A 17,881-nucleotide genomic window follows, 5' to 3' on the forward strand; every position below is an offset into this window, starting at 1 on the left:
GCTAAATTACATTTTAAAAGCAAATAAAAATGGTTTTGTGGATTAAATGTACAAACCTTGAATTAACCACTTAACCCGCTCTTTTGCAAAGTCTTTGTTAGCAGACGTATTTATTTTTCCGTGAATTACTCCATTATTTCCAGCACCTCACAATCGTAACTAACTTTAGCTTTTACGCTATTTAAAACCATATTACCAAAAGCATTTTTTCCTCTGAATTTCATAATAATAACAGCATAATCATCCAAAGTACTGTAGGTGGTTCCTTCGTGTTCAAAACTTTTTTTATAAACAATATTTACTCGACCACGATAATTTTCAGGGATTAAAAATACCTCTGGACCAACTGAATTTATCTCTCTCCAAATTGACCAAAAAGCTACAATTCCGATTATGAAAAGTCCGATTGGAATAAGACGTTGTTTCCAAGACTTTTTTAGAGAAGACAAAACCAAGATTAGTCCAATAATAAAAATTGGCAATCCGATTATTGCAAAGAACGCAGCGAAAGTCAGTCCGAATGCTCCGATTGCGAATAAAGTCAGCCCAATGTAATACAGAATGTTACTTGTTTTGTCGGTCATAATATTGTGCCTAACGGAAAACGCATTGGCGAAGTGGCGGATAAAATGGACTGAAAGTTCAGTTTAGCACGATAGCGAGCGGATGTGTTTTCACAGAAGCTAAATTATTAAAAAAAGCTGAATGTGGAACATATTCGGCGGAAAAAGAAGCACAAAAGTTGAAGTTTGCACTTAACCCGCCATTTTGCCAATGCGATGTTAGCGGTAGTACAGTATTTATTCTGTTTTAAGTAACTCTAACATTTTGTCTTTATTAAGTTTTGTATTAAAGCATTCAACTTCTCTAACTGTGTTATAATATTTTATTTCTTCATATCGCTCTTCTTCTGTGTACTTACGTTCTTCCCCGTCATAAATACTATTTCTTCTTAAAAGTTCATAAGAAAACTCTTCATCAACAATATTAGGAATTCCAATTACACATTTCCAACTGTAAAAAGGTTCATAGAAAATAATACCGTCTATTATATCTTCATACTTTATTTTCAATGGTTCATTATAGTAAAACTTTCCAAATGGTGTGTCTTTTAAATCGAAACCTACCGTTTGGTTTTTGTTCTTGTAGAATGCAACATCCCATTTTCCGTTGTCTGTAAGTTTAAATTCATTTTCATTTATGTAGTCAAACCAATTTAAAACAATAACTTTAACTCTTTTAGGATATTTATCATCAATATGTTTTCCGACTGTTTTATATTTTTTTCCGTATATTAATTTTTCTGCGTGTGGTCTATTTTGTATTAGTAAAGCTTTCTTTTTTCCGTTTTTAGGAATTTGATTTTCGTATAAATTCAGGAAATTATAAGCCATTATACTATCACGATTCAAATTTCTTTCTATATGTTCATCAAAAATTTTGTAGTTTTCTATAGTCGCTGTTGACCAATTAAAGGCAACGTCTGTTAGTCCAATTGTGATTTTTTTCTGCTCCGACAAAGTTTTGTTTATAGAATATATTCCTTTTAAATATTTGTAGATATTATATTTTTCCCAAAGTGGATTAAAATCAATTTCCCTGATTAAGTTAATAAGCTCTTTTTCAAATTCGCTTTGGTTAATATGGTTTTTCTTTAAAATTTGGTTTGCTTTTTCTGTTTTATTTACAATGCCGACTTCACTATAAACATATCCTATATTTTCAACAAATCTTTTATCAGATAATATATCCTGAATTAGATTATATTGAATAGTATCTCTATGGTCACGTTCTCCTAAAATTATGATGTCATTGGTTTCAAATAGCTCAAAAATATAATCTTTTGGGGATTTATCTTGTTTTTTTAAAAAATCATAATATTCAGTTATACTTGTTTGTGAAAAACAAATTTGTTGGATGAACAAAAGTGATAAAAATAATATTCGTTGCATTTTTTCAGGTTGTATTACCGCTAACGGTTCGGGTATTTATGAAGGACGGAAAATAGAAGCACTTCTGTCGAGTTTTGCACTAAAGCTCAATAGAGATACAAATGTTGAGATTATAACTTTCAGCCCCGCTTTTGGCAATACCTTGTTAGCGGTTCGGCTTTTATTCTATGTTTTGATTTTTCTGTTTTTCAAGATTATAATTGATACTATATATACTATAATAATTGCTATTGGAATTACTACAAATCTGTCTGAAGGAAACAAATACCAAAGAATTAAAACTAAAATTGTCCTTACAATTGAATGAAATAGTCCAACCCAATGGTCAATAATCCAAGTCAAAGGAACCCACATTAATCCCGTCAAAATCCCAACGGTTAATGGAAGAGAAGTATAATCTACTATGAAAAAAGGTATTGCGATTGAATAGACTAAAATAGCTTGAGCCACTGTAAGAAAAAATAAATTATCAAATGTATTTTTAGGCTTACGTTTATCAAGATAGTCTTCACCTGTCAACTTCGAAACTCCCATAGATAAATAAACTATTGAACCGGTTGCTATAAACAAAACCCAAACAGTAATATTGTCAGGAAAAAAAATCCCTGAAATAGCTACCATCAACCACGCAATTAATCCTGCAATCGGAGAAGCTAAAAGTTTCTTGCTTTTAAATTCTTCTTTTTGTTCTTCAAGAGTTCTTTGATTTCCTGTCATTTTCTATAGGTTAATTTCGTTCGGCGGTTTGTTGTAAGCTGACCGCTAACGGTTCAGGTATTTATGAAGGACGGAAAATAGAATCACTTCTGTCGAGTTTTGCACTAAAGCTCAATAGAGATACAAATGTTGAGATTATAACTTTCAGCCCGTCTTTCATAAATACCTTGTTAGCGGTTCGGGCTTCTTTCATTCGCCTGTTTTTTTGTTAATAATGCGATTTTCATTGCTCGTTTATAAAAGTCTTGGTATTCGTCCTTGTCATATTTTGTTCGCATTGCTTTTAAAACATCCAAAGTGTCCAGTCCGCCCCATTCCCAAAGCATTGTGTCAAAGTTATATTTTAGCATTTGAGTTTCTACTTCTGTTCTTAACGATTTTATTTGTTCAATTGTCAAACCGTAATCTTCTAAAATTTTTGTCGATCTTTCATCTGTCTCTGGCGTAAACTCAGTGTCTAAAAATGGCTCAAGTATCCAACCCCAAATTATTGGTCGCTCTACTGTCTTAATGTTGTTACTTTTTGCAAAGTTTTTAAGTTCATCTTTCTTCTCTCTTGTCAGAAAAATTAATTCTTCACCAACTCTAAATGTTGGTGGATATGATTTAAAGTCTAAGTCGTCAATTTGGTCTGCTTTGAAAATTGTTTGTCTGTAAGCTACAGAAGGCTCAAATGGATAGTCCTCAATTTTTAAAAAGTCTTCTCCGATTGTCAGTTGTCCAGTAGAAACGAGCAATTCTTTCAATTCTGATTTTGAAGTGCTAAACATCGTCCAACTGTCACTTGGTTTTTTGTTTGTTTTGAAAAGTCGTTTTATAAATTCCATTCGTTTTTGTTTCCGTGTCGTCTTTTAGCCTGACCGCTAACGGGAAACAGATTGGCGATAGTGGCGGATTGAATTGGACTGGAAGTTCGATTCAGACCGACAGTGAGCCGATGTGTTTCCACAGAGCTAACTTACGAATTTCCAGCGAATGTGGAACACATTCGGCGGATAAAAAAGCAGAAACGCTCAGCTTAGCACTTAACCCGCCATTTCGCCAATCTGATGTTAGCAGAAGTTTTTATTTTTTTAATACATTTTTTAGTTCATCAAATATCATTTTGTTTGAATTATTTTTTGATGAATAGTAAATTTTTTGATTGTCTTTTGTTATTATAAAAATCATAGGTTGTTTATCTGAATTTACTAAAAGTTTTACTTTTTCTCCATTCTTAGTTTTAAAATAACCTTTTTTTATGGTCTGTAAAGCAAAACCATTAGTTTTTACTGTTATCTCTGGTAATTTATTTACTAGTTCAATTGATTTAATTTCACTTGTTTTTATTTCCATCCCGTAATCACCTTTAATTTTGATAATGTTATTATTAATCTCAAGAATGTTATCTTGTAAGCTGTAAAAAAACATTGCAGAAATTGCTAAAAAAATTGCGAACATAAAAAAAAAGACAGAAAATTTATTTTTTCGTTTCTGTTTTTTAGCATTTGATTTTGAAAATTGATTTCCTTTCCAAATAAAATAAGCGTAAGCAATTATTGGATAGGTTGCCATAATTATACCACTCCAATCGGGATTTATGAGATAGTAAATAGATAAACATATAATGAATAATGAAATTCCTAAAAAAATATGAAAATTTCGGAAATAAGGAATGTAGGATTTAATATCAAAATTTTGTCTATCTTCTTCAGACATTGTATTATATCCTGAGAGTAAGTACTTCGCATTATTTTCAGTAACTAAAAATCCGATTCCGATAAATAAAATACTTAAAATTGTTATTGGAACTATCATTGGTTTTAAAATTTCTGCTAACGTTTCGAGGCTTGGCGCAAGTGCGGGCTTGAATTGAGCGAACGTTCAATTCAGACCGAAACTAAGCCAAAGCCAATTTCTATTTGCTAATTTAAACAAAAAGCCAATAAAATTGGCCTTTGGCGACTTAATAAGCAGAAAAGTTCAGCCTTGCACTTAACCCCGCATTTCGCCAAGTCTTTGTTATATACAGGTCTTTTTATTCAGTCAGTTTATCATTTGTCCAAATTACAACCATTCCATTTTTAGCATTTTGTCCGTGACATTCTTCACTTTGCGGAGTTTGTGAAAAGTATATGTATCCAATGTCATTCAACTTTAATTTATTGACCAATTTTTTAGTTTCAGTGTGATGAATTTTATTTCCGTTCAAATATAAAACTGGGTCTTTTGCGTCAATATAAATGTGTTGGGAAAAGCCATTGTATTTATCTTTGAATTTTGGTTTAATTTCTTTCAATTTGGTCTTAATTGTTTTTTTCGGAAGTTTCGTTGCGGATTGAATAATTATGACATCTTTTCTTTGATGAGATATTTTTCCATCGTTTTTAAGAATTGCTATTTCCGATATTTTATTCTTGTCAATTTTAGTTAGTTCTTTGTCAAGTTTTAAACTGTCAGAGTAGGAAAAAGGAATTCCATTTATAACGAAAAGAGATTCTTTGTCAGCCTTTAATTGCGAAATTAAATCTTCTCGATTTAAGTCTTGTGCATAAGATTTCATTCCTAAAAACAAAAATGTCAGAATTAATATTTTCAGTTTGAATTTCATAGACGTAACGTTCTGTAAGACTTGCATATAACGGTTCTCAGCTATACGCAGGCAGGGATTTTAACCACTGACTTCCTACGAAGAACGGAACTTCAAAATTACCACTTTCCTGTCCTACGAAGCACGAAACCCCTGCTTGCGTATAGGTGATGTTGTAAGCAGTGGTTCTTCGTTAGTCTGTCGGGTTTGGTCTGTCAGCAAGATTTAATTTTTGCGAAGCAGGGCAAGATTTTTTTGTTTTTCTTTCCTGCGTTGGAAAAGCAAGCTCTTTTGCAAACTTCGGCTTGTGTGTCGGCTTGTGCGGTTTGCAAATGTGCTTGCTTATGCGTTGGCTTGTCAAAATTTCATTCGTTGTATTCGTACTGCATTTAGAATTGCTAATAATGCTACGCCTACATCTGCAAAAACGGCTTCCCACATTGTAGCCAATCCACCTGCACCAAGCACCAATACAATACCTTTTACTACAAATGCCAATGTGATATTTTGCCAAACTATTTTCTTTGTCTGTTTACCGATGTTGATTGCCATAGGTATTTTACTTGGCTTATCGTCCTGTATGACCACATCTGCGGTTTCGATAGTGGCATCACTCCCTAATCCACCCATTGCGATACCTACGTCGCTCAATGCCACAACAGGAGCATCGTTTACACCATCGCCCACAAAAGCAACGCTTTCGCCTTTGGCTTTGATGTCTTTAACTCTGTTTACTTTGTCTTCGGGCAATAAATCTCCAAAGGCATTGTCTATCCCCAACTGCTCCGCTACATATTTCACAACGGTACTTTTATCTCCGCTAAGCATCGTTGCTTTAACATTGAGCTTATGCAATAGGGTTATGGTTTCTTGTGCATCTTCTTTGATACTGTCGGCAATCGTGATGTAACCAACAAATTTGCTGTCGTATGCAACGGCAATAGTTGTATAAACGATGCTGTTCGGGTCTAAGTCGTATGATATGCCGAACTTACCCATCAGTTTGAAATTCCCGACCAATAAATCCTTACCGTTTACCGTTGATTTCAAACCGTGTCCGGCGATTTCCTCCGTATTTTCCAATCGAATTTCATTATTCGGTCTCCCCACGTATTCGTGAATAGCGGTTGCTACGGGGTGTGTGCTATGGCTTTCCAAAATGTTGACTAATTCCAGAATTTCAGCTTTATCAAATTCGGGATTGAAGTTGATATCCTGAACCTTAAAAACGCCCTCTGTCATTGTACCTGTCTTATCCATCACTACGTTTTGAATATCGGAAAGAGCATCTAAAAAGTTACTTCCTTTGAACAGTATTCCATTTTTGCTCGCAGCACCAATACCACCGAAATAACCTAAGGGAATGGAAATAACCAACGCACAAGGGCAGGAAATAACCAGGAATACCAAAGCCCTGTACAGCCAATCTCTAAACTCATAATTTTCCACAAAGAAATAAGGCAGTAGGCAAATGGCTATGGCTAACAGCACTACAATAGGCGTATAGATTTTTGCAAATTTCCGGATAAATAATTCCGTTGGTGCTTTTTGTGCAGTGGCGTTTTGCACCAATTCTAAAATCTTGCTCAACTTACTGTCGGTGTATGCGGTCGTAACTTTTACCTGCGATACGGTGTTGAGATTTATCATCCCTGCCAAAACGGTTTCGCCTTTGTTTTTTGTATCTGGTTTGCTTTCGCCTGTTAAAGCCGATGTATTGAAAGATGCCGTTTCGGACAACAGTTCTCCGTCTAAGCCTAATTTTTCTCCCGGTTTAAGCTGTATAATTTCGCCAACGGCAACAGTTTCTGCCTTTACGGTTTGCGGTTCATTGTTTTTTAAAACGGTTACTTCATCGGGTCTTTGGTCAAGCAAAGATTTGATGTTTGATTTTGCCCTCGAAACAGCCATTGTCTGAAAAACTTCGCCAACGGCATAGAACAACATTACCGCAACGCCCTCGGGATATTCGCCAATGGCAAATGCCCCGATAGTTGCAATGCCCATCAAAAAGAACTCCGAGAAAATCTCGCCTTTGCGAATACTCTCAACGGCTTCTTTGAGTACGGGCAGTCCAACAGGAGCATAAGCCACCACGTACCAAATAATCCGTACCCAATCGGTAAACCACGTCTGCGGAAACCAATTATCCATTGCAATACCTGCAAGCAACAGCGCAAGGGAAATAATGGCGGGAAGAAACATCTTGAAAACATTGTCAGTATCTCCTGAATGCGAATGGTCGTGTCCGTCATCATCACTGTGGTCGTGATTATGCCCGTCATTTTTGTGATGCCCTTTTACCAATTCCTTAGCACCTGCTTTGGTGTAGATTTTTTCTTCCTGTGTGCAACAAGTCATTTTGCCTTGTGCATCGTAAGTATGCTTGTGATTTTTGTCTGTATTTATCATAGCCTTTAATTTTTTAGGTTCGTTACACTTTTTTATTTCTTATTCTTTCTACATTATTATTCATTATATGCCTCACGATATGCTGAAAAATAAACTTCTTGAAAGCGTTCAGTTCTTGTTGATGTTTTGCATAAAACGCATCGGGTGTATCAAAAACGCCAAAGTCCCGATTGATGCCTTTATCCTGAATAAATGTATTATTGAGGTTCCATTCAATCGGCGGGTTCTCAAAATTATCGGTATAAACCCCGAAACCGCAAAAAGTGGTCTTGCAATCACTGTTCTGTTCCTGTAATTTAGTGAGGTACGGTTTATCCAAAATCACGCCCTCCAAAAAATACCATTGCTCGTTTACCCAAACTTCAACCCAGCTATGCAAGATATTCTTAGGCGATAGTCTGTACCAAATACCTGTAATAGCTCCTTTCTGCAATGCCTTGTCAATGGTAAAGCCGTGAATACGGTTAGGTACATCTGTTGCTCTTAACAAAGCCATTAATAAAGTGGCTTTTGTGTTGCATTGTCCGTACCCGTCATTCAGCACCTGCGATGCGGAAATATAATCAGAAACATTATAGCCAAACTTTATTTCGTCCCGTACAAAATTGTAAATGGCTTGAACTTTGGCAACGGTGTCCAAGTTTTCCCACCCTCTCTGCTCCAATAGCTTTTGTATGGAAGCATTGGAGTAGTCAAGGATTTTTGTTTCTTTAAGATAGGTGTCCATAACACATTTATATTTATAACAAAGTTACACAGGGAGAGCCTGCAATGCTATTGCAAACTCTCCTTTAAACAGTTTTCACAAATTCCCTTACCAAATATTTTTAGTTCGTCGATACGGTAATTCTGACTTCCATTCTGCGGTATTATAAAATCCTCCTTACAGGTTGTCTGCTTACAAATCTTACAATAGAAATGTAAGTGCCAATCCTTGTGTGTATTTTCATCACACCCATCGTGGCACAGAATATACTTGACCGTAGTGTTCTCCTGAATACTGTGTACAATGCCTTTTTCTTCAAAAGTTTTCAAAGTCCTGTAAATCGTAACCCTGTCTGCTTTATAAAAATGGCTCTCAATTTCAGATAAGGACATTGCTGTCTGCTGTTGCTCCAAGAAGTCGTACACCAATATCCGCATACTTGTCGGATTGGTGTTCTTTGACAACAGCTTCTGTTCAATGTTTTTTTTCATTATCCAATGTTTTTTAGTGAGCGTGGGCGTGTTCTCCCGAATCATCCATTTTTGCATTCACAAAAAACGCGCCTTTTACCACGATATGCGCACCGTGCGGAATTTCACTTACAGGTGTAATTGCCGTATAACCCAATTGCGTAGCACCTTTAACGACTTCCATTCTTACAAATTGAGTTCCTTTTTCAGAACCGTGGTTATGGTCGTGAGCTTCGCCCTCTTTATGGTCGTGAGCTTCTTCTTCCCGCTCCTTGACCAAAAAGATGTAATACTTTCCGTCTGCATTGACAATAGCATCGTTGGGTACAGCCGTACTTAATACATCATCTAAACTTACCATTCCGGTTATACTCATTCCGTCAATCAATCCTGCTTTATCTCCTGTAATCTTGCTGTGAACAGCAATAGTTTTACTCTCTCCGCTAAAGGATGAGCCGATACTATAAACTTCGGCAGAATAAGTCTTATTGGGATTGTTGGTTACGACAAAATCTATTTTCTGACCTATTTTGATTAAAGGAATATCCTTTTCATACACCTGTAAGTCCAAGTGCAGGGCTGTGTTTTTTATGATTTCAGCAATAGGCGATGACACATCTACATAGCTTCCGATTTTGGCAAAAACATTGCTGATAGTACCGCTTATCGGACTTGTAACGATCAATGAGGATTTAAGGCTCGAATTTGACAAGGAAGCCGGATTAATCCCCATCATTTGAATTTGCTGGTTCAAAGAAGACTTCCGTGTTCTCAACGTGTTCAGTTCAGTAGTGGCACTTTGCAGGTTTTTCTTTGCTCCGACATTTCCGTCGTTCAGCTCTCTTTGTCTTACAAGTTCCTGTTCGGCAAACTCTATCCGGCTATTGATGCTTAGGTATTCTTCCTGCAATTGTATGAATTGCGGATTGGAAATAGTAGCGATAACCTGACCTTTCCTTACGAAATCGCCTATCTCCACATTAAGGGATTTGATAACACCACCAAACAACGAGGTTGCATTCGCCTTGTTGCTGTTGGGAACTCTTAATGCTCCATTGGCTTTCAATGTTGCGGATAATTGCTTCTGTTCAATTGAACCGATTTCAATACCCACCGCTTTCATCTGCTCATCGGTCAGCACTGCAACATTTTCTTCTTCTTCTTCGTGTTCGTCCGTTGTTGTTTCTGCTTCCGTTCCGTGATTATGCCCATCGCCCTCTTTATGATTATTTGTACAGGCGTTGAAAGCAAAGAATGCAACGAGGACAAGAACGCTAAAAACTATATTATTTATGATACGTTTCATATATTGTATTATTTACTGATTAATGAATGGATAAGCGTTACAGCCTCATTGATTTGCTGAATGCTATTTAAATAATTAAGCTGAATGTCTGCTGTTGTCTGCAAGGCAAATAGGTACTCCACATAAGAAATATCTCCGGTACTGTACCCCAGCTTTGCAGCATTGATAATCTCATCAGCATTGGGAAGTGCCTGCTCCTTGAAATAGGTAAACTGCGCTACATATTGTTCGTATTGTTTCAAGGCGTTTGCCAATTCCGTTTTAAGCTGTTGTTCCTGCCATTGCGCATTTAATTCCAATGATTGTTTCTTGTAATCAAGCGAGCGAATTTTTGCTTTGGTGGTGGTAAAAATTGGGATTGTAATACCTACATCAACAAAACTAAACCGCTGTCCTCTGCCATAAAATTGCTCTACACCATTTTTACTGTGCATTCCTATCAGCGATATGTTATTATAGCCGAACGTAAAATCAGGCAGGCTGTTTGCCCGTTCCAATTTCTTGTTCTGTTCGGCGATTTTCGCCTCTTGGTACAATAGCTGAATGCTCGGATGATTTGCAACAGCCGAACTGTCAATGAAAGAGCTTAACAGCAATGGCGTATAATCCGGTTGGGGTTCAATTGTGAAGTCTTCCTGTGTCTGCATCAAGTTTTTAAGGTTCTGATAGGCGTTCTGTCTTAAAACCTCGTTTTGTTGATACAAAAGACTTATTTCCCCTTTCTTGGTAGTCGCAGTATTAACGTCCAGTTTGCCTATATCTCCGGTTTTGTACCGCAGTTCTGCTACGCGGATAAAGTCTGCATAAATAGTATCAAGATACTTTAAAACCGAAGCATTATGCTCCAAATATTCCAACTGATAATAATAGGTTCTTACCTGCTTTTTCAGTTCATTTTCTGTAAGTGCCTTTGACCATTCCTGACCTTTGACCTGCTCTTTGACCAAGTTTTTCTTTGCCCCAAAGAGTGTCGGGAAGGGAATGGTCTGTGAAATTTGGAAGCCGTTATCAAATTCGAAACTGTTAATATTCCCATATTGGAAATCTACACCGGTCTTCGGCAGTTCATACGCCGTCTTGCTAAGGCTTTGGGCAGATTGAATATCCATATTTTTGGAACGTAGCTGAGGGTTATTCTCCATTGCTATCTCGATAGCTTTATCGACATTTATCGGAGTTTGTGCCTTACCGTTTTGAGAGAAACCCAAGAACACAAACAGCAACAACACGGGTGCTATGGCTTTCGTTTTATTGTTTTTCGGAGGTTTTTGGTTTCTCATAAATACGAGGTACAGCAAGGGCAGCACGAACAACGTCAATGCAGTTGCTGAAATCAATCCTCCGATAACGACCGTTGCCAACGGTTTTTGTACTTCTGCACCTGCACTTGTACTCAATGCCATTGGTAAAAAACCTAAACTTGCCACAGATGCTGTCATCAATACAGGCCTAAGCCTTGTTTTAGCTCCCTCGATAATTCTCGGAACAATCTCGTTCCAACCCTCTTTCTCCAGTCTATTGAACGTGGCAATCAGTACAATCCCGTTCAGAACAGCAACACCGAACAGAGCAATAAATCCGACACCTGCCGATATGCTGAATGGCATATCCCGCAATAAAAGGGCAAATACGCCTCCAATGGCACTCATCGGGATAGCCGTATAGACCAAAACGGCTTCCTTGAACGAATGGAACGTGAAGTATAACAGGATAAAAATCAAAAGCAGGGCGATAGGTACTGCTATGAGTAATCTGTCGGTAGCTTTTTGGAGGTTCTCAAACTGACCACCATAAGTAAAATAATAACCTGTCGGTAGCTTAATCTGTTCAGCCAATTTATCCTGAATTTCTTCTACAACACTTGCTACATCCCGCCCTTGTACATTAAATCCGACATATATTCTTCGTTTACCGCCTTCACGGCTGATTTGTGCGGGCCCTAATTTGTAATCAATGTTTGCAACCTGTGAAAGCGGTATTTGGTCGCCGTTTGGTAGTGGGATAAACAGATTGCTCACATCCTCAATGGAACTGCGGTGGGCTTCATCAAGCCGTACCACCAAATCAAATCTTCGTTCGTTTTCATAAATCACACCTGCTGATTTACCTGCGAACGCAGTGCTGACAATATCGTTTATTTCCTGTACATTCAAGCCGTAATTGGCTATTCGGGTACGGTCATATTCGATATTGATTTGGGGAAGACCTGCTACCCGTTCTACCTGCGGAGCAGTCGCACCTTCTACTGTTTGAATAATAGCATTCGCTTTATTGGCATAAACCAACAAACTGTCGAGGTCTTCTCCGAATATCTTAACGGCTACATCCTGCCTGATACCTGTCATCAGTTCATTAAACCGCATCTGTATCGGCTGATTGGCTTCAAAGAATACACCGGGAATAACTTCAAGTTTCTCCATCATTTCATTGGAAAGCTCGTCATAGGATTTTTTTGTTTTCCATTCGTCCTGCGGTTTTAGGATAATCATCAGGTCGGTGGCTTCGGGAGGCATCGGGTCTGTCGGTACTTCGGCAGCACCAGTCTTGCCTACGACCATTCTCACTTCGTCAAATTCCTTGATTATCCTTGATGCCTGCATAGAGGTTTCCAGACTTTGGCTTAACGATGTTCCTTGTGGCAGGATACAGTGGAAAGCAAAATCGCCCTCGCCCAATTTTGGCAGGAACTCTCCGCCCATCCGTGAAAAAAAGAATATACTTATGGTAAACAGCCCAACGGCAACCGCAATAACCACATATTTCATCCGAATGGCTTTTTCTAACAATGGTTTATAAACCCCTTGAAGATAGTCCATCATTTTGTCTGAAAAATTCTTTTTGGTAATCGGCTTTTTAGACAAACACAAAGCACTCATCATCGGGATATAGGTAAAGGACAAAATCAATGCTCCCAAAATGGCAAAACTTACAGTCTGTGCCATTGGCGTAAACATTTTACCCTCTATACCCACCAAAGTAAGGATAGGGATATAGACAATGAGGATGATAACTTCGCCAAATGCGGCACTCGTACGAATTTTCCGTGCAGATTCATATACCTCTTCATCCATTTCTGCCTGCGTAAGTCTTTGTGTGGATTTCCGCAAGCCCAAATGATGCATTGTCGCTTCAACAACAATCAGGGAACCATCTATTACCAATCCGAAATCAATAGCCCCCATACTCATCAGGTTGGCACTTACACCAAACAGCCGCATCATTCCCAACGCAAAAAGCATAGATAGCGGTATGGCTGAGGCTACAATCAGTCCTGCTCTGAAATTCCCCAGGAATAGAATTAATACAAAAATAACAATCAGTGCGCCCTCAATGAGGTTCTTTTGAACCGTACTTATCGCTCTATCAACCAAATCCATTCTGTCTAAAAATGGTTCTATGACCACGTCTTCGGGTAGAGATTGTTGGATAACCGGTATTTTTTCTTTGATACTTTTTACAACTTCAGAGGTGTTTTCTCCCTTCAACATCATTACAATCCCACCCACAGCATCTACTTCGCCATTATAGGTCAATGCTCCGTACCGGGTTGCGTGACCAAATTGTACTTCTGCCACATCTTTGATAAATACCGGAACGCTACCTGTATTTTTAACGACGATATTTCCTACATCTTCCAATGAAGTAACCAGACCAATCCCGCGAATAAAGTAAGCATTGGGCTTCTTATCGATATATGCACCTCCGGTATTTTGGTTGTTGTTTTCGAGGGCGGTAAAAATATCGGAAATACTAACGTCCATTGCCTTGATGCGGTTTGGGTCGATAGAAACTTCGTACTGTTTAAGCAAACCACCGAAACTATTGACTTCTGCAATTCCCGGAGTACCGTAAAGTTGTCTGGCAACAATCCAGTCCTGCATTGTCCGCAAATCCATTGCGGAATATTTGTCTTCACTGCCTTCTTTGGGGTGAAGAATATATTGGTACACTTCGCCAAGACCTGTACTGACAGGAGCAAGTTCAGGTGTTCCAATCCCGTCAGGTATCTGGTCTTGTGCTTCTTTCAGCTGTTGGCTTACTAACTGTCGTGCAAAATAAATATCGACATTATCTTGAAAGACAACGGTTACAACAGATAATCCAAATCTTGAAACACTTCTTATCTCTTCTACTTTTGGAAGATTAACGATACTTTGCTCTACGGGAAATGTTACTAATTGTTCTACTTCTTGTCCTGCCAATGTAGGCGACAGGGTAATAATCTGAACCTGATTGTTTGTAATGTCAGGTTGGGCATCAATGGGGATTTGCTTGGCACTCCATACCCCCCAAATGATGAGAAACAAGGTCATCAATCCTATAATGAACTTATTCTTTATAGAGAATTTTATAATACTATTTAACACTTCTATTGTGATTAATGATGAATAATTAATGATAAATTGCAATGATTATGAATACGAGAAATACGAAGTATGACCCAAAACATTCAGCTTATTGCTGTACGCAAAAAGCTATAATCATTAAAACATTAAAAATTATGCATTAATCTTTGGCGGTTGCCAAATTCCCCCCAGATAGTGGGATATAAAGGTAGATTTATAGTAAACTTTAGGCTTTGACAGGTCAAAAGTCTTTGCCTTGCCTATATTAAACACGTTCCATTGAAGAACTACTCCGGAAACTATTCCACAACAACCACATAAACAAAAAGGTGTACATAAATCGCTGTCTGTATGTTCGTGGTTGTCCTGATGTGTTATTTCGGTAGAATGCTCGTGATTATTAAATACATCTTTTTCATACATATCAGCACAAGGCATTATAAATAATACCATCATATAGAGTGCCAGTATGGAGGAAAAGACTTTCATATTCTTTTGCAAAGTTAGTAAAAAATTCAAAACGCTGTTATTTTGGATGGGAAAAAGTGGCTCTTTTGGTTTTTTGAGCGTTGGCTTTGTGTGTCGGGAAAAACCAAATGTGCCACTTGTGCGGTGGCAGAAAAACAAAAAAATGTGTGTTGGGCAAAAATTAAATCTTTGTGTTTCGTCATTGTTGGCTCTTGATGGTGTCGTCCGTTACCATTGCTTACAACGGTAACGTATAAGCGTAGTGCGGGATTAGATGCACTTCACTTTCGGTTTACCATTATGTTTATTAATGTTCAATTCGTTTAATTTTAGCACTTTAGCCCGCATTACGCTTATGCCATGTTGTACAACGTTTATAGACTTCTTAATTTCTTTTCAACCATTAAAAAGGTCATTACAAAACTAATAAGCAGTAAAACTAAAAAAATACCTCGTGGATTTTTATCTAAAGCATATTTCATTATCACAGAAATAATGAAAATAAAAATCGAAGAAAATAAAAGTATTTTGGATGCCAATTTATTAGCAATTACCCAATGTTTATCTGATTTCTTTGATAATGGTGTCCTATAACCATAAATTCCGTTTCTTGATTTCGGTTGAAACACAAAATAAAGAATAGTTATTGCTAAAAAAATTAGTGACTCAATTATTCCTGTTTGTAACATAATTATAATTTTTTGATATTAAATAGATTATTAAAAGCGAAGTCATAGAAAAAAAGAAACTAACTAAACCATGAGCAACTATAATTAGGAAATGAAAAGCAATGCCAAGAAATAATGATAAAAACTTAACCTTCTTGTTAGTTAAAAATATATTGACAGCCAAAAATAATTCCAATAATAACACCCCCACGTTATTAGAAGCATTATTAATGGAGATTTAAAAAGTGGGTTTACTAAAAATAATAAATTATCGTTTATTCCAAAAACTGAATTTGTAACCCAATAATATACCGCTGTTCCATTTACCCATTCATCAATTACAAATTTTCCAACACAAGCATGGAAGTATATTATTGATGCTTGAACTGCAATTATCAAATAAGAAAAGAAAGCTATATTTTTTTCAATGAAAGTTGGCTTAAAGTTTATTCTATTCCAATGAAATTTTCGTTTATCCAACAAACAAATGGGGATCAAGAAAAATGTTAGGATACTTCCAATTTGGTCTCCACCATCAACAATGTATGATGAAGTAGCAAAACTATATGCAACCCACCAATGTAATATACAAGTAAATCTAGGATAAACACCTATAATTACTAGTAATAAAACAGCTATAGAAATAGATTTAGTCAACACAACGTTATCCAGTAAACAATATAAACTTATTCTATTTATACCGTTGCACTTTAAGAAATCTTGATTGTTTATTCCGTATGAAAATAAAACATCGTTACTATTAAAAACTAAAGTTAGTAAAAGCCCTAACGCTAATAGACTTCTTCCAAGTCCTAAGTAATTAGTCCAATATACTCCAGAATCAATCTTTTTTTCAAAATACTTAAAAATTGAATTCATAGTTTAATTATTTTTACATTCAAAACCAACTCTAACAAGTTTTCTGTCTTGAGCAATGTTTTTTGATAGTTCAGATTTGTAATAAGCCCATGGCATTGTTCTACGGACTTCAATTATGTATTCACCACATAAAGATGGCTTTTCTACCGAGACCGTTATGTAATTTAATGAATCTAATATATGTTCTATATCTTTACTAGTATTATATTTAAACCAGTATTTAGACTCAATACCAGACACTATCTTACCAAGTTTATCTTGAATAAAACGATTTTTTCTTTTTATTCCCAAAAATTGACTGATATCAGTATTTTTGAGTGATACTTTATTTAAATCCTTGTAGGTATAAATATAAACTTGCTCCTCTCTCGGACTTCTTGTAAAGAACGCCCAACCCTCAGGGAGTAGGGCGTTCATTTTTGAATTATTAAAAACCGAATTGTTTAAAGAAAGTGCATTATTTGGCACAGAAATTACTATCATGTAAAAAAATAAAGCCATAGTTAATAAAAGTGATGCCAAAATTACTGTACGTTTCATCAACTCTATATGTTTTCAGCTATTGAAATAGAAAGTTCTTCATTATATAATGACCCTTGTTTCTGAATTTCCTCATCTGGATAAGTTACAACCTCCCATCTAGCTACAGCTGCCCATATATAAACAGCCAGCGCTACTGCACCAACCGCAACAATAACAATTGCTTCATATAAACATTTGCCCTGAGCAGAATTGTTAATAGACATTTCATCATCATTATATTTGTCTTTATATTCTTTTACTATATCCTCTGCCTTGATACCATGAACTTTCAATTTTTCATTAGCAAAAGGAATTAAATAATTCCCTACTTGGTTCAAAGTACTTGAAATTTTTTGTGGATCTTTGGAAGTAATATTCGATTTAAATTCATCAAAGTAATTAGGTGATTGTTGTTTGATGAATTCAATTGTCTCATTTTGAAGCTTCTTATATTCATCAATTTTTTCCTGACTTCCTAATGTTTCATAGATATTAATATTATCAAGAATTGGAATTGATGAAGTTGCTTCTCCATCTACAAAAATTATTGATTTAAACAACTCTTCACCACTAAGTTCATTTAAAGCACTATTTGTAGCAATATCATCTTGGTTACAACTTACAAAAAGTATTAAAGAACACATAAATAGAGCCATAATAGGATTTTCTGCAATTTTTCTTATTTTTTTCATTATCATAAAATTTTAATTAATGAGAATTGCTACTCTTAACGATTTTCAGCTTAACTCGTTTACTCTTTTCTTTGGTGTCGATTTTCAAACACTCGACTTTGGATGGTTAGCCCTTTTTTTAACCGTTGTCATTTTAAATGTTGTACAACGTGCCGCGTATTGGCGATGGGCGGG

16 protein-coding genes are annotated in these 17,881 nt (G+C 36.4%); all 16 read right to left on the reverse strand.

Annotated features, from left to right (window positions below):
* Positions 1 to 125 precede the first annotated feature (125 nt).
* Entirely contained in the window at positions 126 to 584 is a 459-nt protein-coding gene (locus HMPREF2660_RS09480; RefSeq protein WP_070486923.1) for a phage holin family protein, read from the reverse strand.
* Between the two features lie 216 nt (positions 585 to 800).
* Positions 801 to 1,952 (reverse strand): hypothetical protein, encoded by a 1,152-nt coding sequence (locus HMPREF2660_RS09485; protein WP_070486924.1) that lies wholly within the window; start codon positions 1,950 to 1,952, stop codon positions 801 to 803.
* A 165-nt stretch (positions 1,953 to 2,117) separates the two neighbouring features.
* Positions 2,118 to 2,669: a DUF7010 family protein gene (locus HMPREF2660_RS09490; protein ID WP_070486926.1), complete on the reverse strand. Its 552-nt coding sequence runs from the start codon at positions 2,667 to 2,669 to the stop codon at positions 2,118 to 2,120.
* 170 nt (positions 2,670 to 2,839) lie between these two features.
* The gene (locus HMPREF2660_RS09495) at positions 2,840 to 3,496 is read right to left on the reverse strand and encodes a hypothetical protein (protein WP_070486928.1); all 657 of its coding nucleotides are present in this window, start codon (positions 3,494 to 3,496) and stop codon (positions 2,840 to 2,842) included.
* Between the two features lie 238 nt (positions 3,497 to 3,734).
* Positions 3,735 to 4,466 carry a DUF3784 domain-containing protein gene (locus tag HMPREF2660_RS09500; RefSeq protein WP_070486930.1) on the reverse strand — a complete coding sequence of 244 codons (732 nt, stop codon included), beginning with the start codon at positions 4,464 to 4,466 and terminating at the stop codon, positions 3,735 to 3,737.
* Between the two features lie 220 nt (positions 4,467 to 4,686).
* Positions 4,687 to 5,259 (reverse strand): hypothetical protein, encoded by a 573-nt coding sequence (locus tag HMPREF2660_RS09505; RefSeq protein ID WP_141743588.1) that lies wholly within the window; start codon positions 5,257 to 5,259, stop codon positions 4,687 to 4,689.
* A gap of 336 nt (positions 5,260 to 5,595) precedes the next feature.
* Positions 5,596 to 7,650, reverse strand: coding sequence for a heavy metal translocating P-type ATPase (locus HMPREF2660_RS09510; protein WP_070486935.1), 2,055 nt, complete (start codon positions 7,648 to 7,650; stop codon positions 5,596 to 5,598).
* Between the two features lie 22 nt (positions 7,651 to 7,672).
* Positions 7,673 to 8,377, reverse strand: a complete 705-nt coding sequence (locus HMPREF2660_RS09515; protein ID WP_003010388.1) for a transglutaminase-like domain-containing protein — start codon at positions 8,375 to 8,377, stop codon at positions 7,673 to 7,675.
* 47 nt (positions 8,378 to 8,424) lie between these two features.
* Positions 8,425 to 8,847, reverse strand: coding sequence for a Fur family transcriptional regulator (locus tag HMPREF2660_RS09520; RefSeq protein WP_070486950.1), 423 nt, complete (start codon positions 8,845 to 8,847; stop codon positions 8,425 to 8,427).
* 13 nt (positions 8,848 to 8,860) lie between these two features.
* Positions 8,861 to 10,132, reverse strand: a complete 1,272-nt coding sequence (locus HMPREF2660_RS09525; protein ID WP_070486937.1) for an efflux RND transporter periplasmic adaptor subunit — start codon at positions 10,130 to 10,132, stop codon at positions 8,861 to 8,863.
* An 8-nt stretch (positions 10,133 to 10,140) separates the two neighbouring features.
* Positions 10,141 to 14,499, reverse strand: a complete 4,359-nt coding sequence (locus tag HMPREF2660_RS09530) for a CusA/CzcA family heavy metal efflux RND transporter (protein WP_083299121.1) — start codon at positions 14,497 to 14,499, stop codon at positions 10,141 to 10,143.
* Between the two features lie 132 nt (positions 14,500 to 14,631).
* Entirely contained in the window at positions 14,632 to 14,967 is a 336-nt protein-coding gene (locus HMPREF2660_RS11180; RefSeq protein WP_070486940.1) for a DUF6660 family protein, read from the reverse strand.
* A gap of 353 nt (positions 14,968 to 15,320) precedes the next feature.
* Positions 15,321 to 15,635, reverse strand: coding sequence for an SdpI family protein (locus HMPREF2660_RS09540; RefSeq protein WP_068599347.1), 315 nt, complete (start codon positions 15,633 to 15,635; stop codon positions 15,321 to 15,323).
* 141 nt (positions 15,636 to 15,776) lie between these two features.
* Positions 15,777 to 16,493, reverse strand: coding sequence for a sporulation-delaying protein SdpB family protein (locus tag HMPREF2660_RS09545; RefSeq protein ID WP_070486942.1), 717 nt, complete (start codon positions 16,491 to 16,493; stop codon positions 15,777 to 15,779).
* 3 nt (positions 16,494 to 16,496) lie between these two features.
* Positions 16,497 to 17,033: an SdpA family antimicrobial peptide system protein gene (locus tag HMPREF2660_RS09550; protein WP_083299118.1), complete on the reverse strand. Its 537-nt coding sequence runs from the start codon at positions 17,031 to 17,033 to the stop codon at positions 16,497 to 16,499.
* 5 nt (positions 17,034 to 17,038) lie between these two features.
* Complete coding sequence (locus HMPREF2660_RS09555) at positions 17,039 to 17,707, reverse strand: sporulation delaying protein family toxin (protein ID WP_070486946.1); 669 nt, start codon at positions 17,705 to 17,707, stop codon at positions 17,039 to 17,041.
* Positions 17,708 to 17,881 lie beyond the last annotated feature (174 nt).

It is taken from the genome of Weeksella sp. HMSC059D05 (assembly GCF_001809725.1).
Classification (GTDB): domain Bacteria; phylum Bacteroidota; class Bacteroidia; order Flavobacteriales; family Weeksellaceae; genus Weeksella; species Weeksella virosa.

Bases quoted from the DNA above. Each gene is read 5' to 3' on its own strand.
- HMPREF2660_RS09480 (WP_070486923.1), bottom strand. From the start codon at position 584: ATGACCGACAAAACAAGTAACATTCTGTATTACATTGGGCTGACTTTA.
- HMPREF2660_RS09485 (WP_070486924.1), bottom strand. From the start codon at position 1,952: ATGCAACGAATATTATTTTTATCACTTTTGTTCATCCAACAAATTTGT.
- HMPREF2660_RS09490 (WP_070486926.1), bottom strand. From the start codon at position 2,669: ATGACAGGAAATCAAAGAACTCTTGAAGAACAAAAAGAAGAATTTAAA.
- HMPREF2660_RS09495 (WP_070486928.1), bottom strand. From the start codon at position 3,496: ATGGAATTTATAAAACGACTTTTCAAAACAAACAAAAAACCAAGTGAC.
- HMPREF2660_RS09500 (WP_070486930.1), bottom strand. From the start codon at position 4,466: ATGATAGTTCCAATAACAATTTTAAGTATTTTATTTATCGGAATCGGA.
- HMPREF2660_RS09505 (WP_141743588.1), bottom strand. From the start codon at position 5,259: ATGAAATTCAAACTGAAAATATTAATTCTGACATTTTTGTTTTTAGGA.
- HMPREF2660_RS09510 (WP_070486935.1), bottom strand. From the start codon at position 7,650: ATGATAAATACAGACAAAAATCACAAGCATACTTACGATGCACAAGGC.
- HMPREF2660_RS09515 (WP_003010388.1), bottom strand. From the start codon at position 8,377: ATGGACACCTATCTTAAAGAAACAAAAATCCTTGACTACTCCAATGCT.
- HMPREF2660_RS09520 (WP_070486950.1), bottom strand. From the start codon at position 8,847: ATGAAAAAAAACATTGAACAGAAGCTGTTGTCAAAGAACACCAATCCG.
- HMPREF2660_RS09525 (WP_070486937.1), bottom strand. From the start codon at position 10,132: ATGAAACGTATCATAAATAATATAGTTTTTAGCGTTCTTGTCCTCGTT.
- HMPREF2660_RS11180 (WP_070486940.1), bottom strand. From the start codon at position 14,967: ATGAAAGTCTTTTCCTCCATACTGGCACTCTATATGATGGTATTATTT.
- HMPREF2660_RS09540 (WP_068599347.1), bottom strand. From the start codon at position 15,635: ATGTTACAAACAGGAATAATTGAGTCACTAATTTTTTTAGCAATAACT.
- HMPREF2660_RS09545 (WP_070486942.1), bottom strand. From the start codon at position 16,493: ATGAATTCAATTTTTAAGTATTTTGAAAAAAAGATTGATTCTGGAGTA.
- HMPREF2660_RS09550 (WP_083299118.1), bottom strand. From the start codon at position 17,033: ATGAAACGTACAGTAATTTTGGCATCACTTTTATTAACTATGGCTTTA.
- HMPREF2660_RS09555 (WP_070486946.1), bottom strand. From the start codon at position 17,707: ATGAAAAAAATAAGAAAAATTGCAGAAAATCCTATTATGGCTCTATTT.